The sequence below is a fragment of the Sandaracinobacter sp. T42 genome, assembly GCF_059115405.1.
Genome location: NZ_CM181101.1, coordinates 1,507,996 through 1,533,713 on the forward strand (window position 1 = coordinate 1,507,996; position 25,718 = coordinate 1,533,713).

Consider the following 25,718-nt stretch of genomic DNA (forward strand, 5'->3'; position numbering starts at 1 on the left):
CCCGCCTCATTCGCCCGCCGGCGGGCGCACCGCAACCCCGGCCCGCATCAGGGCGCGCTTCGCATCGGCGATGCTCGCCTCCCCGAAATGGAACAGGCTGGCCGCCAGCACCGCGGACGCATGTCCCTGCGTGACCCCGGCGACGAGATCGCCCAGCCCCCCGACCCCGCCCGAGGCGATGACCGGCACCGGCACGGCCGCCGATACTGCCCGCAGCAGATCCAGATCATAGCCGGATCGCGTTCCGTCGCGGTCCATCGACGTCAGCAGGATTTCGCCGGCGCCCAGGGATGCGACCTGCCGGGCGAAGGCAATGGCGTCGATCCCCGTCGCGCGCCGGCCGCCATGGGTGAAGATTTCCCAGTGGCCCGGTGAAACCGACTTCGCGTCGATGGCGACTGTGATGCACTGTTCGCCGAACTGGCGTGCCAGTTCGCCCACCAGTTCGGGGCGGGCGACAGCGGCGGAGTTGACCGACACCTTGTCGGCACCGGCCTTCAGCAGCGCGCGGACATCCTCTGCCGTGCGCACGCCGCCGCCCACGGTGACGGGCATGAAGCAGTGGGTGGCGGTTTCGGCCACGATATCCAGCAGGATCGAACGATCCTCGTGGGAGGCGGTTATGTCCAGGAACACCAGTTCGTCGGCGCCTTCGGCGTCATAGCGGGCGGCGGCCTCGACCGGATCGCCCGCATCGCGCAGCCCCACGAAGTTCACGCCCTTCACGACCCGACCGTTGGCGACATCCAGGCAGGGGATGACACGGACGGTTGCGTTCATGCGGCTGCGTCCAGTGCCGCGGCCAGATCGATCCGCCCATCGTAGAGCGAGCGCCCCGCGATCACGCCCGAAATGCCGCGCTTCAGGCGCAGGGCCCGGATCTCACGGATGTCGGCAAGGCCGCCGGAGGCGATCACGGGAAGCTTCACGGCCAGCGCCAGTTCTGCGGTCGCTTCGATGTTCACGCCCTTCAGCAGGCCGTCCCGGCCGACATCGGTGAACAGCAGGGCAGCGACGCCGGCATCCTCGAAGCGGCGGCCCATGTCAGCCACGGGCACGTCGGAAACATCGGCCCAGCCATGCGTTGCGACGAAGCCGTCGCGAGCATCGACCGCGACGACGATCTTGCCGGGATGATCGCGCGCAGCGGTGCGGACAAGCCCCGGATCGCTGAGCGCGGCGGTGCCGATGATGACGCGGGCGACACCCAGCCCGAACCAGCGGTCGATGGCGGCGAGGGTGCGGATCCCGCCACCGACCTGCACATGGGCGGACGTCACAGACAGAATGGCTTCCACGGCGGCGGCATTGCGGGCTTCGCCGGCAAAGGCGCCGTCCAGATCGACCACATGGAGCCATTTCGCCCCGGCTTCGGCAAAGACGAGGGCCTGGGCGGCGGGATCCTGCGCATAGACGGTGGCCCGCGCCATGTCACCTTCGGCCAGGCGCACGACCTTTCCATCCTTCAGGTCGATCGCGGGATAGATTGTGAAGGACATCAGGGTTTCCAGTTGAGCCAGCTGGCGAGCAGGGACAAGCCGTAGCTCTGGCTCTTTTCAGGGTGGAACTGCGTGCCCAGCATGGTTTCGTGCTGGACGGCAGCGGTGATCGCTTCGCCATAGCTGGCGGTGGCGGAAACATGCGACGGATCGGCGGGTCGCATCGCATAGCTGTGCACGAAATAGGCCCAGCCCGCCTGCACCAGCCCGTGGGACGCGGGCTGCACTTCGTTCCAGCCGATCTGCGGGATCTTCAGATCCTTCGGTGTCATGCGGCGGACGCTGCCGGGAATCCAGCCGAGGCCCCTGTGAACGCCGAATTCATGGCCTTCGGACGCCATCAGCTGCATGCCCACGCAGATGCCCAGGAACGGCCGGGCCCGGCGGCGGACGGCTTCGTTCAGAGCCTCTTCCATGCCGGGGATCGCCCGGAGGGATGCGGCGCAGGCCCCGAAGGCGCCGACGCCGGGCAGCACGATGCGGTCGGCCGTAAGAACGGCGGCCGGATCAGCCGTGACAAGCACGTCGGAAGCGCCGGCCGCTTCCAGCGCCTTCGCCGCCGAGCGGAGGTTGCCGGCGCCATAATCGATCAGGGCAACGGCCATGACCTAGACGAGCGTGCCTTTGGTGGAGGGGATGGCGCCCGGCTGGCGGGGATCGATTTCCACCGCCTGGCGCAGGGCGCGCGCCAGCGCCTTGAACAGCCCTTCGGCGATATGGTGGTTGTTCTGGCCGTGGAGGAGTTCGGCGTGGACGGTGATTCCGGCTGCCTGCGCGAAGCTGTGGAAGACGTGCCAGACCAGCTCGGTATCCATTTCGCCCAGGCGGCTCTGCGTGAAGGCGGCCTTCCAGACCAGGAAGGGACGGCCCGAGATGTCGATGGCGACGCGGGCAAGCACCTCGTCCATCGGGATGAGCGCGTGGCCGTAGCGGGTGATCCCCGCGCGATCGCCCAGCGCCTTGCGGAACGCTTCACCCAGCGCGATCGCCGTATCCTCGACCGTGTGATGGGCATCGATGTGCAGATCGCCGACAGTCTTCACCTGAAGGTCGAACAGGCCATGGCGGGCCAGTTGATCCAGCATGTGATCATAGAAGCCCACGCCGGTGGAGATGTCGCGCTGGCCGGTTCCGTCGAGGTTGACGGAGACGGTGACGTCGGTTTCGGACGTCTTGCGGGAGACAGTTGCGATGCGCATCAGTGGCGGCCCTTTCGAGGCCTGCGGCTATAGCAGCCGAAGCCGGGGGTTCAACCTCCGGCGCTATTCGGCGGCTGCGTCGCCATCCTGACGCTTCAGTTCCGGGGCCTGCACCAGCCGCAGCGACTTTTCCACCGGCGCAAGTTCCGGAATGGGCTTCTTGCCCTTTTCCACCCCCATATCCGGGAAGCGGCGGGCCTTGGTGAGCACGCGTGTTTCCAGCGAGGCGATGAAATCATTGTAGGCGCTGGTCGCCTCGCCCAGGTTGCGGCCGACCCGGCCAACATGTTCCGTCATGGTGGCAAGGCTGGCATAGAGCTCCGCACCCAGTTCGCCGATGGCACGCGCTTCCTCGGCCATCTTCTCCTGTCGCCACACCATTGCGACGACGCGGGCAATCGCCAGAAGATTGGTCGGCCCGGCGAGCAGGATGCGCTGGTCCAGCGCCCAGCCCAGCAGATCCAGGTCCTGCTCCAGCGCGGCCGAGAGGAAATTCTCGCCCGGCAGGAACATCACCACGAAATCGGCCGAGGCCGCGAATTCCTTCCAGTAGGCCTTTTCGCTCAAGCCCTTGGCATGGCTGCGGACACTCAGCGCATGGCGCTTGAGCGCGGCCTGCCGGTCTGAATCCGATTCCGCTTCAGAGGCCAACAGATAGTCGGCCAGCGAACATTTGCTGTCCACCACCAGTTCGCGGCCGCCGGGCAGCTTCAGCACGGCATCCGGGCGGCGGCGCTGGCCTTCGGCATCGGTGGTGCTGGCCTGAAGTTCGAAGTCGATTCCCTCGCGCAGGCCCGCCATGTCCAGCACGTTGCGCAACTGCGCCTCGCCCCAGGCACCGGATGCCCTGGAGGAGGAGCGCAGCGCCGCCACGATCTTGCCGGCCTCTGCCTTGACCGCCTGCTGCCCGAGCGCCACGGACTGCAACTGTTCGCTGAGCGAGCCATAGGCCTGCTCGCGCTTCTGCTCGAGTGTCTTCAGTTCCTCGCCATAGCGGTTCAGCGTTTCCCGGATCGGGGTGACGAGCCCGGCCAGCGCCTCGCGACTGTCGGTCAGGCCCTTGGCGGCTTCGGCCCGGTGGAACTTCAGCGTTTCCTCGGACTGGACAAGGAATTGCTTCTGCGCTCGTTCCAGGGCTTCGGCGGCGAGGCGCTGGAATTCCCCGCGCATCTCCTCCAGCTGCCGGGCATGGACCCTGTCGCGCTCCGCCAGGGCCTCGGCCTGCACCCGGTCCCGCTCGATCAGGGCGGCTTCGTGGGCGCGCTCCCGCTCTGTCATGCTCGATTCCGCCGCTGACAGCGCAGCCCGCAGTTCCGCCGCCTTGCCCATGTAAGGCTTGGCTTCCTCGGCCTGTGCCTTCCACGCAGCCACTTCCGCCACCGCGCGCCCCAGGGCTTCCCGACGTTCCGACACTTCGGAGCGGGCGGCCGAAAGCGGCTTCCCCCAGATCAGCCAGCCGGCGGCAAGGGCCGCCAGAAGGCTGACGAGAACGAGTAGAGCTGTGATCATTTCGGGCGCCATTCTGGAACATTAAGCGAACATGATTTGCGAAGTCACGCTATTTCTAATGCCCGATTGTGCCGGACGGGGGCACGTGGAAGCATGGCGTCAACAAGCATAAGGGGAGAGGGAATGGATTTCGAGATTCTGGCAGACGGCCTGGCGTTTCCGGAAGGCCCGGTGTTCATGGACGACGGGTCCGTGATCCTGGTGGAGATCGCGAAGGGGGAAATCACCCGCGTGCGGCGCGACGGCACGAAGCAGACGATCGCCAAGCCGGGCGGCGGGCCGAACGGGGCCGCCATCGGGCCGGATGGCGCGCTTTATGTGTGCAACAACGGCGGCTTCAAATGGGCGGAGATCGACGGGATGCTGATTCCCGGCAACGCCGCTGAGGACTATACGACGGGCCGCATCGAACGCATCGACATCGCGACCGGCAAGGTCGAGCGCCTGTATGACAGCTTCGAGGGGTTCAGCCTGTCGGGCCCGAACGACATCGTGTTCGATGCCCAGGGGGGCTTCTGGTTTACCGACCTCGGCAAGCATTTCGATCATCACAGCGATCATGGCGGCATCTATTATGGAACGCCCGACGGACGGTCGCTGAAGCGCGCCGTCTATGGCCCGGATTTCAACGGCATCGGCCTCTCGCCGGACGGGAAGACCGTTTATGCGGCCGTCTGCAGCCGCTGCTATATCCTGGCCTTCGACGTCACCGGTCCGGGGGAGGTGGCGCCCTCGCCGCTGGCGGCTGTTCCGGGCCGGCTGGTCGCCGATTTTCCGGGGCGCATCCTGCTCGATTCGCTTGCAATCCTGGCATCGGGCAAGATCGCGCAGGCGACGCTGCTGGACCGGCCCGGAATCGGCGTGGCGGATCCCGCTACGGGCGAGGTCGTCTATCACGCATTCCCGGATCTGCTGACGACCAACATCGCCTTCGGCGGCGCGGACATGAAGGATGCGGCCGTCACCCTGTCGACCACTGGAAAGCTGGCGCTCGCCCGTTGGGACGAGCCGGGATTGCGGCTAAACTACAATGCGTGACTGAGCCCCTTTCCGACACGCGCGCCATCACCCTGTTCCTCGACATGCTGGCGAGCGAGCGGGGCGCTGCGAAGAACACGCTGCTCGCCTATGGGCGTGACCTTGAGGGCGCATCCCAGGACCTCTCCGGCCGGCTGTCCGGGGCGGCCCCGTCCGATCTGGAACGGCTGTTCGCGGGCTGGGGCGATCTCGCCCCGGCCAGCCTGTCGCGCAAACGGTCCGCGCTCAGGCGTTTCTTCGCCTTTCTCGTGGCGGAGGATATCCGGCCCGACAATCCGGCGCTGCTGATCGCGGGGGTGAAGGCCGGGCGGCCGCTGCCCCGGACGCTCTCCGTCGAGGAGGTGGACCGGCTGTTCCAGACTTTGGACGCGGATCTGGCCGAGAGGCCGGGCCCGCAGCTTGTGCGGCTGAAGGCGCTGATCGAGCTGCTGTATGGATCCGGCCTGCGCGCGACCGAGCTGGTTGCGCTGCCGCGCAACGCCATCCGGCCGCCGCAGCCCTTCGCAATCGTGCGCGGCAAAGGTGACAAGGAACGGATGGTTCCGCTGTCTCCGGCGGCGTTGCGCGCGGTGGCGGCGCAGTTGCAGCTGGTGCCGAAGGAAAGCCGGTGGCTGTTCCCCTCGGGCAAGGCGCACCTGTCGCGGATCCGGCTGTATCAGTTGGTGAAGGCGCTGGCCGCTCGCGCCGGGATTTCGCCGGACAGGATCAGCCCGCATGTGCTGCGCCATGCCTTTGCCACCCACATGCTGCAGAACGGCGCGGATCTGCGTGCATTGCAGACCCTGCTTGGCCATGCCGACATTTCCACGACCGAGCGCTATACTCATGTGGACAGTGCCCGGCTGGTTGCGACGGTGAGGGGGCTGCACCCCCTGGCGGATGATTGAAACGGATCGCGGCTTATTGCCTCGACGCGGCGGACAGGCTGTGCGACCATGCCAAGGATGTCGGCGACTGCTCATGTGAACCGCATTTCGACTGCGGTGCCCCCGCACGATGTGCACGCGGCTTTCGAAACCTTTGTGGGAAGCCTGCTGGAAGGTCGGCGCGAAGCGGCGCTGTTCCGGCGCATGGCGGGGCGATCCGGGATCGAGCGACGCTTTTCCAGCTTCGAGCCGGTGCAGAACCCGGACGGCTTCATGGCCGACCGCGAGGGCTTCTACGCGCCGGGCGCCTTCCCGGCCACCAGCCGCCGGATGGCGCGCTATGCGGATGTGGCCCCGGGGCTTGGCGAGCAGGCGATCCGCGGGCTTGAAACCGATCTTTCCCGCATCACGCATCTGGTGGTGGCCAGCTGCACGGGGTTCATGGCGCCGGGGCTGGACCAGATCCTGGTGCGGCGGCTGGGTCTGGACCCGGGGGTGGAGCGCACGGTCGTCGGCTATATGGGCTGCTATGCGGCGGTGAATTCGCTTCGGCTGGCGCATCATATCGTGCGCTCGCAGCCGGAGGCGCGGGTGCTGGTGGTGACGATGGAACTGTGCACGCTGCACTTCCAGGACACGCTGGATGTGGAGAAGCTGCTGTCGATGCTGCTGTTCGGCGATGGCTGCGCGGCCGCGCTGGTGACGGCTGATGCGGAAGGCGTGGCGCTGCACGATTTCCTGAGCTTCGCGCTGCCCGAGAGTGACGGCCTGATTACCTGGGACATCGGCGACACCGGCTTCGACATGCATCTTTCCGGCCAGGTTCCGCAGCGCATCCAGAAGGCAATGGCGGACGAGCGCAGCCGAAATGCGGCCGACGGCGTTCTGCGGGGTGCGCAGCCGGACAGCTTCGACATCTATGCGGTGCACGCGGGCGGCAAGGCGATCCTGGATGCGGTTGAGACCGGGCTGGGGCTGGCGAAGGACCGGCTGGACTGGAGCCGCGGCGTGCTGCGCGACTTCGGCAACATGAGCAGCGCGACGCTGATGTTCGTGCTTCAGCGCATCCTGGCCGGCGCGGCGCCGGGCCGGGGGCTCGCCATGGCCTTCGGGCCGGGGCTGGCCTGCGAGACCTTCACCTTCACCAGGCTGTAGGCGCCAGACCGCAGGATGTCCTGGCCGGATTTCGCGCAGCGGGCGGACGAGCCCGAATGGATGGACGTGCGGGACTACCCCCTGGACCAGTTCGCGGCGATTCTGGACGACCTGGAAGTGGTGAACGGCTTGACCCGCGCCGCCCCGCCGACGCTGGCCTTTCTGGATCGGCTGACGGCGGACTGGTCGCCGGGCAGCGAACTGCGGGTGGCCGATCTGGGTTATGGGCAGGGCGGGATGCTGCGGCGGATCCATCGCTGGGCGGAAAGGCGGGGGTTGCGGCCGAAGCTGACAGGTGTGGACATGAACCCGCGATGCCGGGCCCTGGCCGAGGCGCGCACGCCGCCGGAGATGGCGATCGACTGGCATCTGGGCGACCTGTTCGACTGGCAGCCCGCCGAGCCGCCGCACGCCATCGTCAGCGCGCTGTTCGCCCACCATCTGCCCACGCCGGATGTGGTGAAGCTGCTGCGCTGGCAGGAGCGGACGGCGTCGCACGGCTGGTTCGTCAACGATCTGCACCGGCACTGGTTCGCCTGGGGCGGCTTTTCGGCGCTGGCCGGGGCGATGCGCTGGCACCCCTGCGTGCGGCATGACGGCGCGCTTTCGGTGCGGCGGGCGTTCGTGGCCGACGAATGGCGCGCCCTGCTGGCGGAGGCCGGGCTTGCGGCGGAGATCCGCTGGCATCCGCTGTTCCGGTTGTGCGTGGGGCGGATCAAGTGAAGCGGATGGAGGGCGCCCTTGTGGTGGGGGGCGGGCTGGCGGGTTCGGCGGCAGCCATCTGGCTGGCACGGGCCGGGCGGCCCGTGACCCTTTGGGAAAAGGAACGTCTGCCGCACCACAAGATCTGCGGTGAGTTCCTGAGCTGGGAGGCGCAGGCCTTTCTGAGCGATCTGGGGCTGGACGTTTCGACGCTGGGGGCGGTGGAAATCGACCGGCTTCGTCTGGTGACCGCCCGCCGTACCATCGAGACGCGGCTGGGGTTCACGGCGCGATCCGTTACGCGGCGGGTGCTGGACGCCGCGCTGCTGGATATGGCGGCGGCGGCCGGCGCGGACGTGCAGCGGGGCGTGACGGCGCGGGAACTGCGGCCGGGCGGGGAGGTCTTGGCCGGCCATGGAGTCCTGAAACCGGACAGCCTGCTGCTGGCAACCGGCAAGAGCAATCTGCGCGGGGCCGTGCGCGACGGGGCTGGTACCCTGAATGGGCAGCTGGGGTTCAAGGCCTATCTGCGGCTGGCGCCGGCCGAACGCGCGGCGCTGGCGGGCCATGTGGAACTGATCCTGTTCCGGGGCGGCTATGCGGGATTGCAACTGGTGGAGCGGGATGCCGCCAACCTCTGCTTCCTTGTCTCGCCGGAGCGGTGGAAGGCCTGCGGCGGGGCGTTCACGGCCCTGCTCGCCGATCTGTCGGCCGAAGTCCCGCATCTGGGGCAGCGGCTGGCAGGTGCGGTGCCGCTGCTGGACCGGCCACTGGCGATCTCCGGAGTGCCCTATGGCTATCTGCACCGCCCTTCCGGGTCGGAGCCGATGTGGCGGCTGGGGGACCAGGCAGCGGTGATCCCCAGCTTTACCGGAGACGGCATGAGCCTGGCGCTTCATTCCGCCCGTCTGGCGACTGCGGCCCTGCTGACAGGCAATGATCCCGGCAGCTATTACCGGGCGCTGGGCCGGGATGCAGCCGGGGCCATTCGCCGGGCGGCCTGGCTGCAGCGTCTGGCGACCGACGCCCCCTGGCAGGACGGCGCCACGACTGCCCTCTCGGTAATGCCCTTTCTTGTGCGGGCAGGCGCGCGGCTGACGCGGTTGTCGCCGCGCGCCGTCAGGCGGGCGCGGGCGGTTTAGTTTTCCGGTCGGGCAGGGCGGCCCGCAGGTCGAACGGCAATGCGGCCAGCCAGTGGCGCGTACGCAGTTTCTGCAGACCGGCCGCGACCGCCAGCGCGACAAGGAATGGAATCGCGAACATCGGCCAGAATCCGGTGACACCGAGCAGCTTCAGGCCGTGCGTGGCGGCGAGCTGTGCTGCCATGTGCGAGACATAATAGATGATCGAGTTCGCCCCGATTGAGACGACTGGCGCCGGCCAGAGTTGCGCGGGAATTCGGGGCGCGAAGTGGATCAGGACCAGCAGAAATCCGGCGGGAATCCACGCATAGGCCGGCTGATAACGGACAAGGTGCCCCGAGATCGCCAGCCAGCCCCCGGCGACTGTTGCCCCGGCGCCGAGGACGACGAGCCATGACGGTATCGTGCGGTGCCAGCCACGCTCGATCGTTTCATGCCCCATCAGGAAGAACGGAAAGAGGAACAGGGCCCGATCGATGTAGGCATGCCAGTCGAAGGCGGCGGACAGAACGAAGCCGAAAAGGGCTGCCGCGGGAAAGGAGATCCTCAGGCGCCGGATCGGCAGGACGGCCAGATAGAAAAGAAACAAGGTGTGCAGATACCAGAGATAGGTTTCCGGCAGCCAGATCGTGCTGACGAGCCGTTCGGGTGCATAGGTTCCACGCACGAACAGATAGAGCCAGCTCCAGATCAGGCAAGGCCAGAAGAGCAGGGCGAACTTGCCGAAAACAAAGGGGCCGGCAGGCTTTTCGAATGACCGGCCGAGCAGCATGCCTGAGAGGAAGACGAGGACGGGAATCCGAACCGGCGCCAGCGCCGCATTGAAGCCCTCGAACCAGGCTGGTGTCGGCGCCCCGGTCCAGTTGGCGACGACCGTTCCGTGCCAGATCATCACGAACAGGATGAACGTGCCGCGCACGCCATCCATCCAGACGACCCTTTCGCTCCGCATGCCCCGTACCCCCTGTCGCAACACCGACGTCGCCGGTCAGGCTGGCAGGCTTCACCGGAACTGGTCAACCCCGGTGCGGAGGGCAAGTCGCCTCAGCTGTCAGGCCGGGCTTCGCCGTGCCGGCAGCGCCACGCCCAGATCGAAGGGCAGCCCCAGCAGGCGGTGGCGCGTCCTTCCCATCTGGAGCAAGGCCGGGCCGGCGAGCGAAATGGCGAATGCGCCGAGGAACAGGGGCCAGAAACCCCGCCAGCCGGCCTGCAGAAGTGCATTGACGATCAGCCGCTGGATGACGAGATGGGCAGTGTAGAAGACGATTCCGTTCCGGCCGATCCATTCCACGGGGCGGCTCCATGGCGCGGGCGAAAACCGTGGGGCGGCCGCCAGCATCAGCAGGATCAGGGCAAGCGGCGAGCAGAAATAGGGGCTGAAATAGCGCACGCGAAAGCCGTTCGCGCTGAGGATGGCCCCTGCCGCCGCCATCAGGGCGCAGGCCAGCAGCAGCCGGCGGGACGCCAGCGTGACCGCCAGCCGGTCACGGTGCAGAACGGCGAGATGGCCGAGCAGGAAAAAGGGGAAGAGATACAGCATCCGGCTGAGGCGCAGGAAGGAAGGCGCGAACGGCGACAGGGCAAGGCACAGCAGGATCACCGGCAGCAGTGGCGTCCGGAAGCGGTGCAGCGCGAGTGCGACGAGATAGAAGAGGAACAGGAAATAAAGATACCAGAGGTAGGTCGGCGCCCGCCACGGAAGTTGGATCGCAAGCTCGCTTGCGAGCAGGCCCCGCGTGGCGAGATCGGCATAGCTCCAGAGCAGATAGGGCCAGTAGATCTGGAAGATCTTCCCGCGGACATATTCGTACGGCGGCTTGTCGAGGGATTTCGACAGCAGCATGCCGGACAGGAACATCAGCAACGGCATCCGGAATGGCTCGAGCGCCTGATTGAAGAGCGTGAGGCCCGCGGGCGGTTCCAGGCCCGCGGCTTCGACCGTGCCCGTCGCGTGCATCAGGATGACGAGGAGGATGCACAGCCCCCGCGCGAAATCCATCCAGACCAGTCTTGTGCTGTCCATCCGCGCCCCCGCGCCCCTGGTACGCGGAACCGGAGGTGCCCGGACGCGTCCGTGGGAGAGGCTGGCAGGCTGCCCTGCCAGAAGAGGTCATGCAGGGGCGCAGGCCTGCGAATAAACGGCCAGCAAAAAGGGGCGGGGAAATCTTCCCTGCCCCTTCGCTGTCAGGGTCTGCCCTGCGGGTGACCCGAATCCTGTGACCCGATACCTCGGGCAGCAGCTGTTACGACAGGTGCTTGGCCAGATGCTTGTTCATTTCGAACATCGTCACGCTGTCGGCGCCGAAGATCGGCTTCAGCTTGGCATCGGCGTTGATGCGGCGCTTGTCCTTGGCATCCTGAAGGTTATTGGCCTTGATATAGTCCCACACCTTCTTGACCACTTCGCCACGGGCGAGCTTGGCGCTGCCGACGATCGCGGCGAGTTCCGCAGACGGGGTCAGCGGGGTCTGAAGTGCGTTCGGTTTCTTTTCGGCCATTATCGGTCCCTCTCCCTTGTACCCTGTAACGACCGCCGGGCCTGCGGGGGCAGGGCGGCTGGCCGGGTGATCGGCTTGCGACCCGGATTGTTGACGCTCCGGGTCAAGTACAATGATCGACTGGGCATGTGCGCCGGCGCGACCCTTGCTGCGCCCCTCTTTCCACCGCTTTTGCCCACCGTCAAACGGCAAAACGGCGCTTTCCCCGCCTTTGGGCGCATTTTGCGGGATTTCGGCAGCAGGTGTGGCCGGTTTTCGCCGTTATTCCGGCGTCAACAGCGGCGAGGTTCCGGCCGATGCGGGCGAATCGCGGGCGGGGCCGATCCTGCCGCGGATATCGGCCCACCGGCCAGATCGGGGCGTTCGAGTGAAAAAAGATGCGCGAAAGGCACAGGTTGCGGAGAGTTATTGCACTGAAACTGCAACCTGTTGCGAATTGTGAATCAGATGTTTACAGTTAACTTTGCGGGGCCGTGGTAAACGGCTCCCGTGGTTAAACCGGCACGCGTTGAAATGGGGTCGGAACGAACAATATAGGGTCAGGACTGGAACGCGAACATGCGCTGTGCGGTACTCGATGATGACAAGGCTCAGACCGAGCTGGTGGCGAAGCTGTTGGCCGACGCCGGCCATGGCTGTGAAGTCTTCCACCAGGGTCGGACGCTGATCAACCGCCTACGACAGGACACGTTCGACCTGCTGATCGTCGACTGGAACATGCCCGGCATGTCCGGCATCGAGGTTCTGGAAACCGTGCGTCAGGGTCAGCACGCCAACCTGCCCATCCTGATGATAACCAGCCGCGCCGACGACGAGGATGTCGTGAAGGGCCTGGCCGCAGGCGCCGATGATTATATCGTGAAGCCGCTGAACACGGTGGTGTTCATGGCGCGGGTGGATGCGGCGCTGCGCCGCGCCCAGCTGAACAAGCCGCAGAAGATGGCCGCCACCTGGGGCGCCTACAGCTTCGACCTGCCAACGGAAACCGTTTCGGTCCATGGCGAGCCGGTGAAGCTGACGGCCAAGGAAATGGCGCTGGCGATGATGCTGTTCGAGAACATGTCCCGGCCGCTTTCGCGCAGCTACCTGCTGGAAAGCATCTGGGGGCAGAGCCCCGAGGCCGAGACGCGGACTCTGGACGCCCATGTGTCGCGCATCCGTTCCAAGCTGAACCTGAGGGCCGAGAACGGCTATCGGGTGCTGCCTGTCTATTCCTATGGCTACCGGCTGGAGCCGACGAACGTCGCCGTTGGCGCCGAACCGATCGAAGACGCGGCGTAAGCGCCATGCGCCGCGCGGTTCCCGCCTTCCTGCTGCTGCTGGCAGCCACTGCGCCGGCGATGCCCAACGGGGCTCGCCTGGAGCAGCGTCAGCGTGCGCAGACGGAAGCGACCGACGAGATTCTCACCTATCGGACCAAGGACGGCGAGACGCTGAAGTCGATCGCTGCCCAGTGGTTCGTGAATCCCGAGGACTGGCGCCGGATGATGGCGCTGAACAAGGTGAAGGATCCGGAAGATGTTCCGGCCGGAACCGTTCTTCGCCTGCGCGCCAGTTGGCTGAAGACCAATCCGATCACCGCCGAACTGGTCGCCTTCCGGGGTGATGTGCGGGTGCTGCGCAAGGACGGGGCGCTGCCCGTCGCCAAGGGCATGGCCCTTGGCGAAGGCGATGTGCTGATCACGGGCCCGAACGGCTTCGCGACTCTCGCCCTGCCGGACAAGAGCCAGGTCTCGCTGCCATCCGCCAGCCGCATCCGGCTGGCCCGGCTTCGGCAGGTGCCGATGTCGGATTCGATCGACCGCCGCTTCACGCTGGAACAGGGCAAGTCTGAAGCGCGGGTCACGCCGATGGCGAACCCCGCTTCGCGTTTCCTGATCACAACGCCCGTGGCGGTGGCGGCAGTTCGCGGCACCCAGTTCAAGGTCAGCTACACGCCCGATGAGCTGAAGGCTGCGACGGCCGTGACCGAAGGAAAGGTCTCCGTCTCGCGCGTTGGCGGGATCGAGGATGTGATGGTACGGGGCGGTTTCGGGAACCTCACCACATCCACCGGCGCCACGAAGGCGTTCAGGCTGCTGCCAGCGCCCGCAGTGGACACGCCCGAGCGGGTGCAGGACGCGGAAGCCGTGACGTTCCGGATCAGGCCGGTCCAGGGCGCCGTGCGCTACACCGTTGAGATCGCGACCGACGCGCAGTTCACAGACCGTGTCGGCAGCATCGAAGTCGACGGCACCGAAGCCGTGTTCAGGGATGTTCCCAACGGCCAGTATCATGTGCGCGCCTTTGCGGTTGACTCCTTCGGTCTGGAAGGCATGCCCGCCGATCCTGTCAGCTTCCAGCGCAGCTGGGCGGGTCAGGCGGATCCGGCCGAGCAGCGCGCGTCGGAAGAACGCCGCGAGCAACTGGCCGGGCTGGGCGCGCGCGAAGGCAATGAATTCGACTGGTTCGAAGGCGATGCGGGAAGCACCACCTTTGCATCGGTCAGCGGCCTTGCCGGTTCCGGCGAAGGCGCTGCGCCTGACCCGGACAGCCAGCTGTTGCCTGCTGATGAACCGATCATCCTGCTGGATGAAGCGGGCCTGCCCGCCAGTTTCGGCGGTGATGTCTATGGCGCCGTGCTTCCGATCGGCGGCGGTTCGAACGGTTCCGGCGGCGGATCGGGCGGCGGTGGATCGGGCAGCGGCGGCGGATTCGGCGGTGGCGGCGGATTCGGCGGTGGCGGTTTCGGTGGCGGCGGCGGTTCATCCGGCGGTTCCGGTGGCGGCTCTGCCGGAGGGGGCGGGCCCGGTGGCGGAAGCGGCGGTGGAACGCCTGTCGACAATGGCGGCGACAACGGAAACGGCTCCGGCGGCAATTCCGGCGGTTCCGGCAATGAACAACCCGGAAATGGTGCGGGCAACGGCGCCGGAGCTGGTCCTGGTGGCGGTTCCGGCGGCATTCCCGGAGGACCAGTCGAGCCGACACTTCCCGATGACGGGCCGGTGATCATTCCCACCGATCCGGCGCCGCCCGCAAGCAATCCGGACAAGCCGGTCAATGTGGGGCCGGGTGGCGGCAACGCCGGAAACACGCCGGATCCGTCCGGCAACGCTCCGGGCATGATCCCGGAACCGGCGGCATGGATGATGATGATTTCGGGCTTCGGTCTTGTCGGCCTTGCCATCCGGCGGCGCCGCCGTTCGGCGGCGGCCTGACCACCGGGAGGGTCGAGCCTGCTGCTCCTGCCCCCTGACATCCGTCGATGAACAAGCTGGATCGCACGATGCCGGTTCCGGCCCGGCCGTCAGGCCGGGTGCTCGTTCCCGGCGATCCGGCCGGGAATGCCGGCGAATTCAGTTTCCAGAGCCGGCGGATGCTGGTGGAATGGTGGGGCGTTCTCGTCACGGCGACCATCGCGATCATCACCATCAGCTTCCTCGCCCCGCCCGTCCGCGCAGACAATCTCTTCTACGACTTCGTTCTCAGGCTGAATCCGCCGCCGGCCAGCCAGCGCATCCTGATCGTTTCCATCGACAATCCAAGCCTGGCCGAGATCGGGCGCTGGCCCTGGAGCCGCGATGTGCATGCGCGGCTGATCGATCAACTGGGCGCGGCGGGGGCGGCGGCCGTGGGGTTCGACGTGCTGGTGCCGGAACCGGCGAACCCCGCCGCCGACCGGGCGCTGGCAGATGCGATCACGCGCAACGGCCGCGTCCTGCTTGCCTCCTATATCGAGGTTCCCGGCCCGAACGGCGCACCGGCCCTGCGGGTGCCGCCTGCCCAGCCCATGGCGGGCGCGGCGCGGGGAATCGGCCATGTCACCACCCGCCCGGATCGGGATGGCGTGGTTCGCGGCATCGACCTGCTGACCGACGGTGAAGGGCGGCATGACCTCCACATGTCGGAAGCGGTTGTGGCGCTGGTGCAGGGGGACACGGCGCGGCTCGATGCGCCCCGCCCGCTACCGGAAGCGCCCGTCTATGCGCCCGCCCGCAACCTGATCCCCTTCGCCGGCCCGTCGGGCACCTATGCCCAGCTCAGCTATGCCGATGTGCTGAACGGGCGGGTGCCGGCCGATCTGCTGCGCGATCGCATCGTGCTGGTCGGCGCGACGGCGGCAGGCATGGGCGACCGCTTTTCAACCCCCATGTCGGGCACGCTGGAAACCATGGCAGGGGTGGAACTGCACGCCAATTATGTGGACAGCCTGATGGCGGATCGGATGATCCGGCCCGTGCCGCCCTGGGCGTGGCTGCTCTATTCCCTGCTGCCGGTGTGGGCGCTGATGATGAGCCTGCTGTTCCTGGGGCCGCGCATCAACCTCTGGCTGGGTGTCGCCATTGGCTTCGGCATTTTCCTGACGACGCTGCTGGGTCTCGCCCTCTTTCGGGTGTGGCTGCCCCCGGCCATGGCGCTGATCGCCATCGGCCTCATCTATCCCCTCTGGGGCTGGCGGCGGCTTGATCTCGCCAGCCGCTACATGGTCGCGGAACTGCGCGAACTGCGGTCGGAGCCGGATGTGCTTCCCCGCATGCGGGAACCGGTTCAGGGCGATCCGGTGGAAAAGCAGATCGTCCTGATGCACGAAGCAATCCGCGACGTGCGCGACCTCCGGCAGTTCATCGCCCAATCGCTGGACAGCCTGCCCGACGCCGCCGTGGTGACCGATCTGGACGGCAAGGTGCTGATCGCCAACGACGCGGCCGATGCGCTGTTCGCGCAGCTGGTTCCGGGCACGATCCTGGGCAAGCCGCTGGCCGAGCTGTTCCGGGGCTTCGACAGCGACCCGCGGCTGCCTGATCCGCGCGCGGTGGAACTGCTGGCGGCGATGCGCGCGCAGGCGGTGCCGGAAGAGGGCGGCTACGAAACCCGGCTGGCCAACGGCACCAGCCTTGAGATCCGGCTGGCCTTCTTCACCGATTCGAACCAGCGGCCGCTGGGCTGGATCGCGCGCTTTGCCGACATCACCGAGCTGCGCGCATCCGAACGCCAGCGCGAGGATGCGCTGCGGCTGCTGACGCACGACATGCGCGCGCCGCAGGCCTCGATCCTGGCGGTGCTGGAATCCGAAGGCCACAAGGTTCCGCCGGAAGTGGCCCGCCGTCTGGAACGTTATGCGCACCAGACGCTGAGCCTGGCCGACGATTTCGTGCATCTGGCCCGTGCGGAAAGCGGCCGCTTCGTGGTGGAGACCTTCAACCTTTCGGAAGCGATGCTGGATGCCGTGGACGACCTGTGGCCGCTGGCCGATGCCAAGCGGATCCGCATAATCTCGGACGTGCCGGAGGACGAGGCGATGGTGACGGGCGATCGGGCGCTGCTGACCCGCGCCATCACCAACCTGATCGGCAACGCCATCAAGTACAGCGACGAGCGGACCCGCGTGGAAGCGCGCGTGCGCGTGACGACAGCCATCGTCCGCTGCGAAATCGCGGATCAGGGGCGCGGAATCGCGGCGGAGGATCTGTCCAAGCTGTTCGAACCCTTCCGCCGGCTGGCCCCGCCCGAAGGAGCGGCGCCCGCCGCATCCGCGCCGGGCGCTGGCCTTGGCCTTGCCTTCGTGAAGGCGGTCGTGGAACGGCATCGCGGCCGCGTGGACGTGGCCTCTGAGGAAGGTCGGGGCTCGACTTTCGCGATCGAACTGCCGCGCGTGGCCCGCTAGAGGGGCTTTGCGCGCTCAGGCGGTCCGGATCGCCATCGCCTCCTCGGCCAGCTTCCGCGCCGTATCGTAATCGGCCTTGCCGTTGGGCGCGCGCGGACATGCGGGCACCATCACCACCGTCTTGGGCGCCTTGTAGGCCGCAAGGCTGGTTTTCACATGGGCGACAAGCTCGGCGTCCGTGACGGGCTTGCGGGTTTCCACCACGGCGGTCACCGCCTGGCCCCATTTCTCGTCCTTCACCCCGAAGACCAGCGCATCCTCGACCGCCGGATGGGTCTTCAGCGCTTCCTCCACCTCTTCGGGGAAGATCTTCTCGCCCCCCGAATTGATGCACTGGCTGCCCCGACCCAGCAGGACCAGGGAGCCATCGGCCTCGTACATGCCGAAGTCGCCGGGCATGGTATAGCGCTGGCCCTCGATCTCCACGAAGGTCTTCGCGCTCTTCTCCGGATCCTTCCAGTAGCCGCGCGGGATCAGCCCGGTGCGTGCCACCCGGCCCGGAATGCCGGGCTCGGTGATGATCCGCATGGCGCCCGTCTCCTCGTCCAGGTCGACAAGCACCGTCGAAGGATCGTGGACGAAGCGGGTGGGGGCATCCGCGTTTTCCGCGGTGTTCACAGACGCGCCATAGCCAAGGCCTTCGGACGACCCGTAGCTGTCGAAACACATCATCGCGGGGTTGTGGCCGATCAGCGCCGCCTTGATTTCGGGCGACCACATCGTGCCCGAAGAGATCATCATGCCCACCTGGCCCAGCCGGCCCTCGCCCGCCTCGATGGCGCGCAGAATGGGCCGCGCGAAGGCGTCGCCCACGATCACCACCACTTCGGGATTGTGGCACTCGGTCAGCTTCAGCGCCTCGACCGGATCGAAGTTGCGCGCGGATGCCGTGATCACCGTTCCGCCCAGCGCCAGGCAATAGATCCCCATCAGCAGCCCCGTGCCGTGCATCAGCGGCGGCAGCGCCAGCACCTTGCGACGGGCTTCGGCGGCTTCGATCGCGGCGATATGCGCCTCGATCGAGTCGGGCCCCGGCGTGCCGGGCATCGGCGCGCCGCCGCCCAGCACTGTCCACAGGTCACCCTGATCCCACATCACGCCCTTGGGCATTCCGGTGGTGCCGCCGGTATAGATGAACAGCATGTCATCCGGTCTGTGATCCGCAGCGACGGGGCCGGTTTCGGCCCTTGAGACGGCGTCGAAATCCTGCGCCCAGGCCGGCGGCGTGCCGCCCACCTGCAGCCAGAGCTTCACGCCCGGAAGCCGCGGCCGGATCTGGCCCAGCACCTCGGCGAATTCCGCATCATAGACGACCACGGCCGAATCCGAATTGTTCAGGATGTAGGCCAGTTCCTCGCCGGTGTAGCGGTAGTTCACGTTCACATGCACCATCCGCGCCTTGAAGGCAGCGCCGGTGGTGAGGAGGTAGGCCGGCGAGTTGCGCATCAGATGCGCCACACGATCCCCCGGCTGCGCGCCCGCCGCGAGGAAGGCGCTGGCAAGCGCGTTGGTGCGGCGGTCATAGTCTGCCCAGCTGACGACCTCGTCCCCGTGGATCAGGGCCGGGGCATCGCCCAGCCGCCCGCCGATTGCAGACAGGATCTGTCCGAAGCTGAACATTCATCTCTCCTAGAAGCACTCCCAATGTTGCGGCATTGACATGGGGGCGCGCGCTGCCGCAACCCGCCATAAGGGAGAGAGGCACGGGAGAGCCGGATTGAAGGCCTGGGTGATCGAACGACTGGACGGCATCGACGCGCTGGACCTGCGCGACGTGCCGGATCCGGCCCCGCCGGGGCCAGGCGAAGTGACGGTCGCGGTGTCCGCCGTGGGGCTGAACTATCCTGACCTGCTGATGCTGTCGGGCGGTTATCAGTACCGGCCGCCGCTTCCGTTCACGCCGGGGATGGAAGGCGTCGGCCGCATCGCGGCGGTGGGGGAAGGCGTTTCCGGCGATCTTCTGGGCCATCGCCTGCTGCTCGGCGGGCGCACCGGCCTGCTGGCGGAACAGGTGACGATGCCGCTGTCCGCCCTGCGCGAAGTGCCGGAAGCCCTGGATGATTCGGAAGCCGCCGGTTTCACCACCGGCGCGCTGACGGCCTGGGTTGCGCTGGTTCCGCGCGGACGGCTGCAACCGGGCGAGCATGTGCTGGTGCTGGGCGCTGGCGGCGGCATGGGGCTGGCTGCGGTTTCGATGGCGAAGGCGCTGGGCGCGCGCGTCACGGCGGCGGCCTCTTCGGATGCGAAGCTGGCAGCGGCGGAGCGGGCCGGGGCCGACGCCCTGTTGCGGCTTGACCGCGCGGCGCCCGATCTGTCGGCGCTGAAGGGGGCGGTGGATCTGCTGTTCGATCCCGTGGGCGGGCCTGCCGTGCTGCCCGCGCTGAAGACACTGCGCTGGGGTGGGCGCTATCTGGTGATCGGCTTCGTGGCCGGTGCGCCCGAACGCGTGCCAACGAACCTCGCGCTGCTGAAGGGGATCGAGATTCTTGGCGTGCGCGCGGGCGAGGCCGGGCGGCAGGACCCGGCGCTGGGCCGCCGCGCCATGCACGAGATCGACCGGATCGCGGGGCAGGGGCATCTGCGCCCGATCGTGGGGCTTCAGGTTCCGTTCGCGGACGCGCCGCGCGCCTTCCGCGCGATGCAGGACGGTTCATTGGTGGGCAAGGCAGTCGTCCGCATTCCGGAATGATGAAAGGAACCTGTCGATGAACGGATTGCAATTCGCTGCCCTTGTTCTTGTGCCGGCGCTTCTGCTGGCCGGCTGCAACACCACGCGGGGGATTGGCCGCGACGTGAAATCCGTGGGGACCGCGATCGAACGCGCTGTTGACTGAGCCGTTCACCGCCTGGCGCAGAGTGGCGGCCCAGACGGTTGGAGAGGCCTTCGGCATTGACCGAATCGGGGGGCTCGGCCATGGCTCGGCACGTCGGCGGGTGAAGGCTCGGCGGCGCTGCGGGAGAGTGCGTCGGACCTGATCCGGGGCCGCCGAAGGAGCAACCGCCCCCGGAATCTCTCAGGCCAAAGGACCGCAGCGACGCTTCCTCTAAGGAATCGGCAGTCTGGAAAGCGGCAGTGGCGACACTGCCCACCGAAGGGGTAAGCCGGGCCGAAAGTCCGGCGAAAGCTCTCAGGTACTCGTGACAGGCGGGGGCGGGCGACGGGCTTCTCATGGGGAGGGGTGCGTTCGCGTCACGGAAGGACTGCGCCTGTGGCCGATGTCGATCTCGCAAGCCTGAAGACCCTGCCGCTCGATTCCCTGCACAGGGAACTGGGCGGGCGGATGGTTCCGTTCGCGGGCTACGCCATGCCGGTGCAGTATCCGGACGGCGTGATGGCCGAGCATCTGTGGACGCGCACCAGCGCCGGCCTGTTCGACGTGAGCCACATGGGCCAGTTGCTGCTGGAAGGCGACGGTGCGGCGGATTGGCTGGAAAGCATCGCGCCGGGCGACTTCAAGGCGCTGGCGGCTGGCCGGATGCGCTATTCCCTGCTGCTGGCCGACGACGGCGGCATTCTCGATGATCTGATGGTCACCAACACCGGTCACCGCTTTTATCTGGTGGTGAACGGCGCGACCAAGCTGGACGATATCGCCCACATGCGCGCGCGCCTGCCGCAGGGCCTGGTGCTGACCCATCTGGAAGATGCCGCGCTTCTGGCCCTGCAGGGTCCAAAGGCGGTTGACGTGATGCAGCGACTGGGCGTGACGCCGGAGTTTCCGGACGTTTCCGCCATCGAGGCGATGAAGTTCATGACCGCCGGACCTTATCTGTGGAAAGGTATCCGGCTGGGGATCAGCCGTTCGGGCTACACCGGCGAGGACGGCTACGAGATTTCGCTGCCGGCCGCCGATGCCCGGGCCTTTGCCGAAGCCCTGCTGGCGGATGAGGCGGTCAGGCCGATCGGCCTCGGGGCCAGGGATTCGCTGCGGCTGGAAGCGGGGCTGCCGCTCTATGGCCATGATCTTTCGCCCGCGACCGAGCCGGTGGAGGCGGGGCTCGCCTTCGCCATATCGCGGCGGCGGAAGTCGGAGGGCGGATTTCCCGGCGCGGGGCGCATCCTGAAGACGCTGCAGGACGGCCCGTCGAGGAAGCGCGTGGGGCTGAAGCTGGAAGGGCGCCAGCCCGCGCGCGAGGGCGCTGAGGTGTTCGTGGGCGATGCGAAGGTGGGCGTGGTCACGTCCGGCGGCTTCGGACCGTCGGTGGGCGCCCCCGTCGCCATGGCCTATGTGGCGGCCGCGCACGCCGCCGAGGGCGCCGCGCTGGAGATCGAGGTTCGGGGAAAGCGACTGGCGGCGACCGTCGTGACCATGCCGTTCCACCAGAAAAATTACGTCCGCTGAAGGGGATAGTTCATGCGATACTTTACCAGGGATCATGAGTGGATCGACGTTGACGGTGACATCGCGACCGTCGGCATTACGGATTATGCGCAGGGTCAGCTGGGCGATGTCGTGTTCGTGGAACTGCCCGAGGCCGGCCGGACGGTCGTGGCCGGCAAGGAAGCCGCCGTGGTGGAAAGCGTGAAGGCCGCAAGCGAGGTCTATGCGCCGGTATCGGGCACCGTCACCGAAGCCAATGCGGCGCTGGAAGGCACGCCGGATCTTGTGAACAGCGCGCCAGAGGGCGAGGGCTGGTTCTTCCGGCTGAAGCTCTCCGACCCGGCCCAGCTCGAGGGGCTGCTGGACGCGGCCGCCTACAAGGCCTTCACCGAGACGCTGTAATGGGCTGGAACGCCGCCGACTATGCCGCCAACGCGGGCTTCGTGCCTGCGCTGGGCAATGCCGTGCTGGACCTGCTGGCCCCCCGCGCCGGCGAGTCCATTCTGGACCTCGGCTGCGGAGACGGCGTTCTGACGGAGAAGCTGGCTGCGGCCGCCGCGCGGGTGCTGGGCGTGGACAGTTCCGAGACCATGCTGGCGGCGGCGCGGGCACGCGGCCTGGATGTCCGGCAGGTTGACGGTCAGGCGCTGCCTTTCGATGCGCAGTTCGACGCCGTTTTCACGAACGCGGCGCTGCACTGGATGCCGGACCAGCCGGCAGTGGCCGCAGGCGTGTTCCGGGCGCTGAAGCCCGGCGGGCGCTATGTGGGCGAATGCGGTGGCTTCATGAACATCGCCGCGATCCGCACCGCGCTGCGTGCCGTGCTGAAGGCGCACGGCTTCAGCCCGGAATCCGGCGGCGGCCAGACCTATCTGACGGCGGAGGCCTTCACCGCCATCCACCGGGCAGCCGGCTTCACGGAGATTGACGCCCGCATCATCGGGCGGCCCACCCCGCTTCCCACCGGCATCCGCGGCTGGCTGAAAACATTCCGGGCCGGTTTCCTGGATGAATCGGGCGTGCCCGAAGCCGCCCGCGCAACCGTCATCGACGAGATCGAGGCCCTGCTGGAGCCGGTGTTGAAGGACAGTGCCGGCAACTGGAGCGCCGATTATGTCCGCCTGCGCTGGCAGGCCCGCAAGCCCCTGTAGGATCATAGCATGCGATACCTTCCCCTGACGCCGGACGACCGCAAGGCGATGCTTGCAAAGGTGGGCGCATCGTCCATCGACGACCTGTTCGTGGATGTGCCGGCCGAAGCGCGGCTGCCCGGCCCGATCCCCGGCCTGCCGAACCACCAGGGCGAAATGCTGGTGGAGCGCGAACTGAACCGGATGGCGGCCAAGAACATGGCGGCCGGCGCACACCCCTTCTTCATCGGCGCGGGGGCCTATCGCCACCATGTGCCGGCCTCGGTGGATCATCTGATCCAGCGGGGCGAGTTCCTGACGAGCTACACGCCCTATCAGCCGGAAATCGCCCAGGGCACGCTGCAGTATCTGTTCGAGTTCCAGACCCAGGTGGCCCGCCTGTTCGGCATGGAGGTGGCGAACGCCTCCATGTACGACGGCGCGACGGCGACGACGGAGGCCATCTTCATGGCCCGCCGCATCACGAAGCGCCCGAAGACGCTGATTTCCTGCGGGGTGCATCCGCACTATGTGCGTGCGGCGGAAACGCTGTGTCATTTCACCGGCGATGAACTGGTGACGGGCGTGCCGTCCATCGCCCATGTTCCGCCGACGGGGGATCCAGCGGATCTGATCGCGCGGATCGACGACCGGACATCGGCCGTGATCGTGCAGAATCCGGACTGTTTCGGCCATGTGGCGGATCTGTCACCGCTGGCGGAGGCCTGCCGCGCCAAGGGCGCGCTGCTGATCGTGGTGGTGACCGAAGTGGTTTCCCTGGGCGCGATCCGTTCCCCCGGCGAAATGGGGGCGGACATCGTGGTCGGCGAAGGCCAGTCGCTGGGCGTGGGGCTTCAGTTCGGCGGCCCGCACCTGGGGCTGTTCGCCTGCAACCAGCGGCATGTGCGGCAGATGCCGGGGCGCCTGTGCGGGGAGACCGTGGATGCGGACGGCCGGCGCGGATTCGTGCTGACCCTTTCCACCCGCGAACAGCACATCCGCCGCGAAAAGGCGACATCGAACATCTGCACCAATTCCGGCCTGATGAGCCTGGCTTTCAGCATCCATATGACCTTGCTGGGGGAAAAGGGTCTTCGGCAGCTGGCGGCGCTGAACCATGCCCGCGCCTGCGAGACGGCCGATCGGCTGGCGGCCATCCCCGGCGTGAAGCTGCTGACGGACCGTTTCTTCAACGAATTCGCCGTCGAATTGCCGGTGCCGGCGCGGCAGGCCGTCCGCGACATGGCGGAAATGGGCGTGCTGGGGGGCGTCAGCGCAGAGAGGTTGTGGCCGGGAAGGCCTGATCTGGCAAATGTGCTGCTTATTGCGGCAACCGAAACGGTTTCCTCTGCCGACATTGACGCGCTGGTGCGCGCACTGACCGAAGTGGTTTCGAAATGAGCATGAACATGCAGGGCCGTCCGTCCGCCCCCGCCGGTGTGTCCGGTGTCGCTGCCCCCACCATCACCGGCAACCGGGCTCTGATGCTGGAAGAGCCGCTGATCTTCGAGATCGGCGCCCCGGACGTGACCGGAGTCGATCTGGAGGATGTGCCGGCCCATGCCTCGCGGCTGGGTGGCCTGTCACGGGAGGCCGCAATCGGTCTTCCCGGCCTTGCCGAGGGGGAGGCGGTGCGCCACTACACGCGCCTGAGCCGCCAGAACTACGGCATCGATCTGGGCTTCTTCCCGCTGGGCAGCTGCACGATGAAGCACAATCCGCGCCTCAACGAGAAGATGGCGCGGCTGCCGGGCTTCGCAGATGTGCACCCATTGCAGCCGCAGGACACGGTGCAGGGCGCACTGGAACTGATCCACAAGCTGGCCGAATGGCTGAAGGCGCTGACCAACATGCCGGCGGTGGCAATGTCCCCCAAGGCAGGCGCACATGGCGAACTGTGCGGGATGCTGGCCATCCGTGCCGCGCATGAAGCGAAGGGCGATGCGCGATCGGTGGTTCTGGTGCCGGAATCCGCGCATGGCACCAACCCGGCAACGGCGGCCTTTTGCGGCTATGCGGTGGAAAGCATCCCGGCGGATGCGCGCGGGCGTGTCGATACGGCGGCGTTGCTGGCGCGGCTGGGCGCGGGCGGGGCGAATTGCGACGTGGCGGCGGTGATGATCACCAACCCCAACACCTGCGGTCTGTTCGAACCCGATCTGAAGCGCATTGCGGATGCGGTTCATGCGGTGGGCGCCTATGTCTATTGCGACGGGGCCAATTTCAACGCCATCGTCGGCCGGGTCCGCCCCGGAGATCTGGGCGTCGATGCCATGCACATCAACCTGCACAAGACCTTCAGCACCCCGCACGGCGGCGGCGGCCCCGGTTCCGGCCCGGTGGTCTTTTCCGAAGCGCTTGCGCCATTCGCCCCGCTGCCCTTCGTGGTGGAAGCGAACGGCCGCTATCATCTTGTGGAGGAGGAATCCGCCAGCGCCGAGGATCATGGCCAGAGCTTCGGCCGGCTTTCCGCTTTCCACGGGCAGATGGGCATGTTCGTCCGCGCGCTCGCCTATATCCTGTCGCACGGGGCCGATGGCCTGCGGCAGGTGGCGGAAGATGCCGTGCTGAACGCGAACTACATCCTGCGCAGCCTGGACGATCTGATGTCCGCGCCGTTCGGGGGGGCGGGTCCGTGCATGCACGAGGCGCTGTTCGACGACAGCTTCCTGAAAGACACGGGCGTCACAACGCTGGATGTCGCCAAGGCGCTGATCGACGAGGGTTTCCACCCGATGACCATGTATTTCCCGCTCGTCGTTCATGGCGCGATGCTGATCGAGCCGACCGAGACGGAGAGCAAGGCGCGGCTGGACCAGTTCATCGCGGCGATGCGCGGCATTGCGACGGCCGCAAGGGCAGGCGATGGCGCACGCTTCACCAGCGCCCCGCATTTCGCGCCCCGCAGCCGTCTGGACGAAACCCGCGCTGCCCGCCAGCCCGTGCTGAGCTGGCAGGGCTGACGCAACCGGCCAGGACCGCCGCAACCGGGCCCAGGGCAAGGGAAAGGGGCC

25 protein-coding genes and 2 riboswitches are annotated in these 25,718 nt (G+C 67.3%); of the genes, 16 read left to right on the forward strand and 9 right to left on the reverse strand.

All coding sequences use genetic code 11. The features are described from left to right. Positions 1-6 precede the first annotated feature (6 nt). From hisF to ACW9TV_RS07270, 5 genes are all read right to left on the reverse strand, one after another. Complete coding sequence (hisF, locus tag ACW9TV_RS07250) at positions 7-780, reverse strand: imidazole glycerol phosphate synthase subunit HisF (RefSeq protein WP_494302835.1); 774 nt, start codon at positions 778-780, stop codon at positions 7-9. Next, positions 777-1,499: a 1-(5-phosphoribosyl)-5-[(5-phosphoribosylamino)methylideneamino]imidazole-4-carboxamide isomerase gene (gene hisA / locus ACW9TV_RS07255; RefSeq protein ID WP_494302836.1), complete on the reverse strand. Its 723-nt coding sequence runs from the start codon at positions 1,497-1,499 to the stop codon at positions 777-779. Before hisA ends, hisF begins: the two co-directional genes overlap by 4 nt. Next, positions 1,499-2,104, reverse strand: coding sequence for an imidazole glycerol phosphate synthase subunit HisH (gene hisH / locus ACW9TV_RS07260; protein WP_494302837.1), 606 nt, complete (start codon positions 2,102-2,104; stop codon positions 1,499-1,501). Before hisH ends, hisA begins: the two co-directional genes overlap by 1 nt. A gap of 3 nt (positions 2,105-2,107) precedes the next feature. After that, complete coding sequence (hisB, locus tag ACW9TV_RS07265) at positions 2,108-2,698, reverse strand: imidazoleglycerol-phosphate dehydratase HisB (protein ID WP_494302838.1); 591 nt, start codon at positions 2,696-2,698, stop codon at positions 2,108-2,110. Positions 2,699-2,761: 63 nt separating this feature from the next. Further along, a complete protein-coding gene (locus ACW9TV_RS07270; RefSeq protein WP_494302839.1) occupies positions 2,762-4,207 on the reverse strand; it encodes a DNA recombination protein RmuC in 1,446 nt (481 codons plus the stop codon). A 123-nt stretch (positions 4,208-4,330) separates the two neighbouring features. Between ACW9TV_RS07270 and ACW9TV_RS07275 the strand changes: the two genes are divergently transcribed. The 5 genes from ACW9TV_RS07275 to ACW9TV_RS07295 are packed head-to-tail and all read left to right on the forward strand — an operon-like array spanning position 4,331 to position 9,110. Then, positions 4,331-5,245, forward strand: a complete 915-nt coding sequence (locus ACW9TV_RS07275) for an SMP-30/gluconolactonase/LRE family protein (RefSeq protein WP_494302840.1) — start codon at positions 4,331-4,333, stop codon at positions 5,243-5,245. Then, positions 5,242-6,132: a tyrosine-type recombinase/integrase gene (locus ACW9TV_RS07280; RefSeq protein WP_494302841.1), complete on the forward strand. Its 891-nt coding sequence runs from the start codon at positions 5,242-5,244 to the stop codon at positions 6,130-6,132. Before ACW9TV_RS07275 ends, ACW9TV_RS07280 begins: the two co-directional genes overlap by 4 nt. 57 nt (positions 6,133-6,189) lie before the next feature. Beyond that, positions 6,190-7,266, forward strand: coding sequence for a type III polyketide synthase (locus ACW9TV_RS07285; RefSeq protein WP_494302842.1), 1,077 nt, complete (start codon positions 6,190-6,192; stop codon positions 7,264-7,266). Positions 7,267-7,281: 15 nt separating this feature from the next. After that, complete coding sequence (locus ACW9TV_RS07290; RefSeq protein ID WP_494302843.1) at positions 7,282-7,989, forward strand: methyltransferase domain-containing protein; 708 nt, start codon at positions 7,282-7,284, stop codon at positions 7,987-7,989. A gap of 5 nt (positions 7,990-7,994) precedes the next feature. After that, positions 7,995-9,110: an NAD(P)/FAD-dependent oxidoreductase gene (locus ACW9TV_RS07295; RefSeq protein ID WP_494305057.1), complete on the forward strand. Its 1,116-nt coding sequence runs from the start codon at positions 7,995-7,997 to the stop codon at positions 9,108-9,110. Here ACW9TV_RS07295 and ACW9TV_RS07300 read toward each other — a convergent pair. From ACW9TV_RS07300 to ACW9TV_RS07310, 3 genes are all read right to left on the reverse strand, one after another. After that, on the reverse strand, positions 9,088-10,062 hold the full coding sequence (locus ACW9TV_RS07300; protein ID WP_494302844.1) for an acyltransferase family protein: 975 nt from the start codon (positions 10,060-10,062) through the stop codon (positions 9,088-9,090). The genes ACW9TV_RS07295 and ACW9TV_RS07300 overlap by 23 nt on opposite strands. A gap of 99 nt (positions 10,063-10,161) precedes the next feature. Beyond that, entirely contained in the window at positions 10,162-11,133 is a 972-nt protein-coding gene (locus ACW9TV_RS07305; RefSeq protein ID WP_494302845.1) for an acyltransferase family protein, read from the reverse strand. 220 nt (positions 11,134-11,353) lie between these two features. Next, a complete protein-coding gene (locus tag ACW9TV_RS07310) occupies positions 11,354-11,608 on the reverse strand; it encodes an SWIB/MDM2 domain-containing protein (protein WP_494302846.1) in 255 nt (84 codons plus the stop codon). A 112-nt stretch (positions 11,609-11,720) separates the two neighbouring features. Between ACW9TV_RS07310 and ACW9TV_RS07315 the strand changes: the two genes are divergently transcribed. From ACW9TV_RS07315 to ACW9TV_RS07330, 4 genes are all read left to right on the forward strand, one after another. Next, positions 11,721-12,050: a hypothetical protein gene (locus ACW9TV_RS07315; protein ID WP_494302847.1), complete on the forward strand. Its 330-nt coding sequence runs from the start codon at positions 11,721-11,723 to the stop codon at positions 12,048-12,050. 116 nt (positions 12,051-12,166) lie between these two features. Beyond that, on the forward strand, positions 12,167-12,889 hold the full coding sequence (locus tag ACW9TV_RS07320; protein ID WP_494302848.1) for a response regulator transcription factor: 723 nt from the start codon (positions 12,167-12,169) through the stop codon (positions 12,887-12,889). A 5-nt stretch (positions 12,890-12,894) separates the two neighbouring features. Continuing rightward, entirely contained in the window at positions 12,895-14,805 is a 1,911-nt protein-coding gene (locus ACW9TV_RS07325) for a FecR domain-containing protein (protein ID WP_494302849.1), read from the forward strand. Between the two features lie 47 nt (positions 14,806-14,852). Beyond that, a complete protein-coding gene (locus ACW9TV_RS07330; RefSeq protein WP_494302850.1) occupies positions 14,853-17,252 on the forward strand; it encodes a CHASE2 domain-containing protein in 2,400 nt (799 codons plus the stop codon). A gap of 15 nt (positions 17,253-17,267) precedes the next feature. Here ACW9TV_RS07330 and ACW9TV_RS07335 read toward each other — a convergent pair whose 3' ends face one another. Then, positions 17,268-18,872, reverse strand: a complete 1,605-nt coding sequence (locus ACW9TV_RS07335) for an AMP-binding protein (protein ID WP_494302851.1) — start codon at positions 18,870-18,872, stop codon at positions 17,268-17,270. A gap of 97 nt (positions 18,873-18,969) precedes the next feature. Here ACW9TV_RS07335 and ACW9TV_RS07340 point away from each other — a divergent pair, with 97 nt between their 5' ends. The 7 genes from ACW9TV_RS07340 to gcvPB all read left to right on the forward strand — a co-directional run bounded on the left by ACW9TV_RS07340 (position 18,970) and on the right by gcvPB (position 25,667). Further along, positions 18,970-19,941 (forward strand): NADPH:quinone oxidoreductase family protein, encoded by a 972-nt coding sequence (locus ACW9TV_RS07340; protein ID WP_494302852.1) that lies wholly within the window; start codon positions 18,970-18,972, stop codon positions 19,939-19,941. 16 nt (positions 19,942-19,957) lie between these two features. Then, on the forward strand, positions 19,958-20,086 hold the full coding sequence (locus tag ACW9TV_RS07345; protein WP_494302853.1) for an entericidin A/B family lipoprotein: 129 nt from the start codon (positions 19,958-19,960) through the stop codon (positions 20,084-20,086). A gap of 110 nt (positions 20,087-20,196) precedes the next feature. Next, positions 20,197-20,292, forward strand: a riboswitch (glycine riboswitch). Between the two features lie 10 nt (positions 20,293-20,302). Beyond that, positions 20,303-20,407: riboswitch (glycine riboswitch) on the forward strand. 54 nt (positions 20,408-20,461) lie between these two features. Next, on the forward strand, positions 20,462-21,595 hold the full coding sequence (gene gcvT, locus ACW9TV_RS07350) for a glycine cleavage system aminomethyltransferase GcvT (protein WP_494302854.1): 1,134 nt from the start codon (positions 20,462-20,464) through the stop codon (positions 21,593-21,595). A 12-nt stretch (positions 21,596-21,607) separates the two neighbouring features. Continuing rightward, entirely contained in the window at positions 21,608-21,976 is a 369-nt protein-coding gene (gcvH, locus tag ACW9TV_RS07355; RefSeq protein WP_494302855.1) for a glycine cleavage system protein GcvH, read from the forward strand. Further along, the gene (locus ACW9TV_RS07360) at positions 21,976-22,725 is read left to right on the forward strand and encodes a class I SAM-dependent methyltransferase (protein ID WP_494302856.1); all 750 of its coding nucleotides are present in this window, start codon (positions 21,976-21,978) and stop codon (positions 22,723-22,725) included. Before gcvH ends, ACW9TV_RS07360 begins: the two co-directional genes overlap by 1 nt. A gap of 9 nt (positions 22,726-22,734) precedes the next feature. Then, a complete protein-coding gene (gcvPA, locus tag ACW9TV_RS07365; protein ID WP_494302857.1) occupies positions 22,735-24,105 on the forward strand; it encodes an aminomethyl-transferring glycine dehydrogenase subunit GcvPA in 1,371 nt (456 codons plus the stop codon). Beyond that, a complete protein-coding gene (gene gcvPB / locus ACW9TV_RS07370) occupies positions 24,102-25,667 on the forward strand; it encodes an aminomethyl-transferring glycine dehydrogenase subunit GcvPB (RefSeq protein WP_494302858.1) in 1,566 nt (521 codons plus the stop codon). Before gcvPA ends, gcvPB begins: the two co-directional genes overlap by 4 nt. Positions 25,668-25,718: the final 51 nt, after the last annotated feature.

Bases quoted from the DNA above. Each gene is read 5' to 3' on its own strand.
- hisF (WP_494302835.1), bottom strand. From the start codon at position 780: ATGAACGCAACCGTCCGTGTCATCCCCTGCCTGGATGTCGCCAACGGT.
- hisA (WP_494302836.1), bottom strand. From the start codon at position 1,499: ATGTCCTTCACAATCTATCCCGCGATCGACCTGAAGGATGGAAAGGTC.
- hisH (WP_494302837.1), bottom strand. From the start codon at position 2,104: ATGGCCGTTGCCCTGATCGATTATGGCGCCGGCAACCTCCGCTCGGCG.
- hisB (WP_494302838.1), bottom strand. From the start codon at position 2,698: ATGCGCATCGCAACTGTCTCCCGCAAGACGTCCGAAACCGACGTCACC.
- ACW9TV_RS07270 (WP_494302839.1), bottom strand. From the start codon at position 4,207: ATGATCACAGCTCTACTCGTTCTCGTCAGCCTTCTGGCGGCCCTTGCC.
- ACW9TV_RS07275 (WP_494302840.1), top strand. From the start codon at position 4,331: ATGGATTTCGAGATTCTGGCAGACGGCCTGGCGTTTCCGGAAGGCCCG.
- ACW9TV_RS07285 (WP_494302842.1), top strand. From the start codon at position 6,190: ATGTCGGCGACTGCTCATGTGAACCGCATTTCGACTGCGGTGCCCCCG.
- ACW9TV_RS07290 (WP_494302843.1), top strand. From the start codon at position 7,282: ATGTCCTGGCCGGATTTCGCGCAGCGGGCGGACGAGCCCGAATGGATG.
- ACW9TV_RS07295 (WP_494305057.1), top strand. From the start codon at position 7,995: ATGGAGGGCGCCCTTGTGGTGGGGGGCGGGCTGGCGGGTTCGGCGGCA.
- ACW9TV_RS07300 (WP_494302844.1), bottom strand. From the start codon at position 10,062: ATGCGGAGCGAAAGGGTCGTCTGGATGGATGGCGTGCGCGGCACGTTC.
- ACW9TV_RS07305 (WP_494302845.1), bottom strand. From the start codon at position 11,133: ATGGACAGCACAAGACTGGTCTGGATGGATTTCGCGCGGGGGCTGTGC.
- ACW9TV_RS07310 (WP_494302846.1), bottom strand. From the start codon at position 11,608: ATGGCCGAAAAGAAACCGAACGCACTTCAGACCCCGCTGACCCCGTCT.
- ACW9TV_RS07315 (WP_494302847.1), top strand. From the start codon at position 11,721: ATGATCGACTGGGCATGTGCGCCGGCGCGACCCTTGCTGCGCCCCTCT.
- ACW9TV_RS07320 (WP_494302848.1), top strand. From the start codon at position 12,167: ATGCGCTGTGCGGTACTCGATGATGACAAGGCTCAGACCGAGCTGGTG.
- ACW9TV_RS07325 (WP_494302849.1), top strand. From the start codon at position 12,895: ATGCGCCGCGCGGTTCCCGCCTTCCTGCTGCTGCTGGCAGCCACTGCG.
- ACW9TV_RS07330 (WP_494302850.1), top strand. From the start codon at position 14,853: ATGAACAAGCTGGATCGCACGATGCCGGTTCCGGCCCGGCCGTCAGGC.
- ACW9TV_RS07335 (WP_494302851.1), bottom strand. From the start codon at position 18,872: ATGTTCAGCTTCGGACAGATCCTGTCTGCAATCGGCGGGCGGCTGGGC.
- ACW9TV_RS07345 (WP_494302853.1), top strand. From the start codon at position 19,958: ATGAACGGATTGCAATTCGCTGCCCTTGTTCTTGTGCCGGCGCTTCTG.
- gcvH (WP_494302855.1), top strand. From the start codon at position 21,608: ATGCGATACTTTACCAGGGATCATGAGTGGATCGACGTTGACGGTGAC.
- ACW9TV_RS07360 (WP_494302856.1), top strand. From the start codon at position 21,976: ATGGGCTGGAACGCCGCCGACTATGCCGCCAACGCGGGCTTCGTGCCT.
- gcvPA (WP_494302857.1), top strand. From the start codon at position 22,735: ATGCGATACCTTCCCCTGACGCCGGACGACCGCAAGGCGATGCTTGCA.
- gcvPB (WP_494302858.1), top strand. From the start codon at position 24,102: ATGAGCATGAACATGCAGGGCCGTCCGTCCGCCCCCGCCGGTGTGTCC.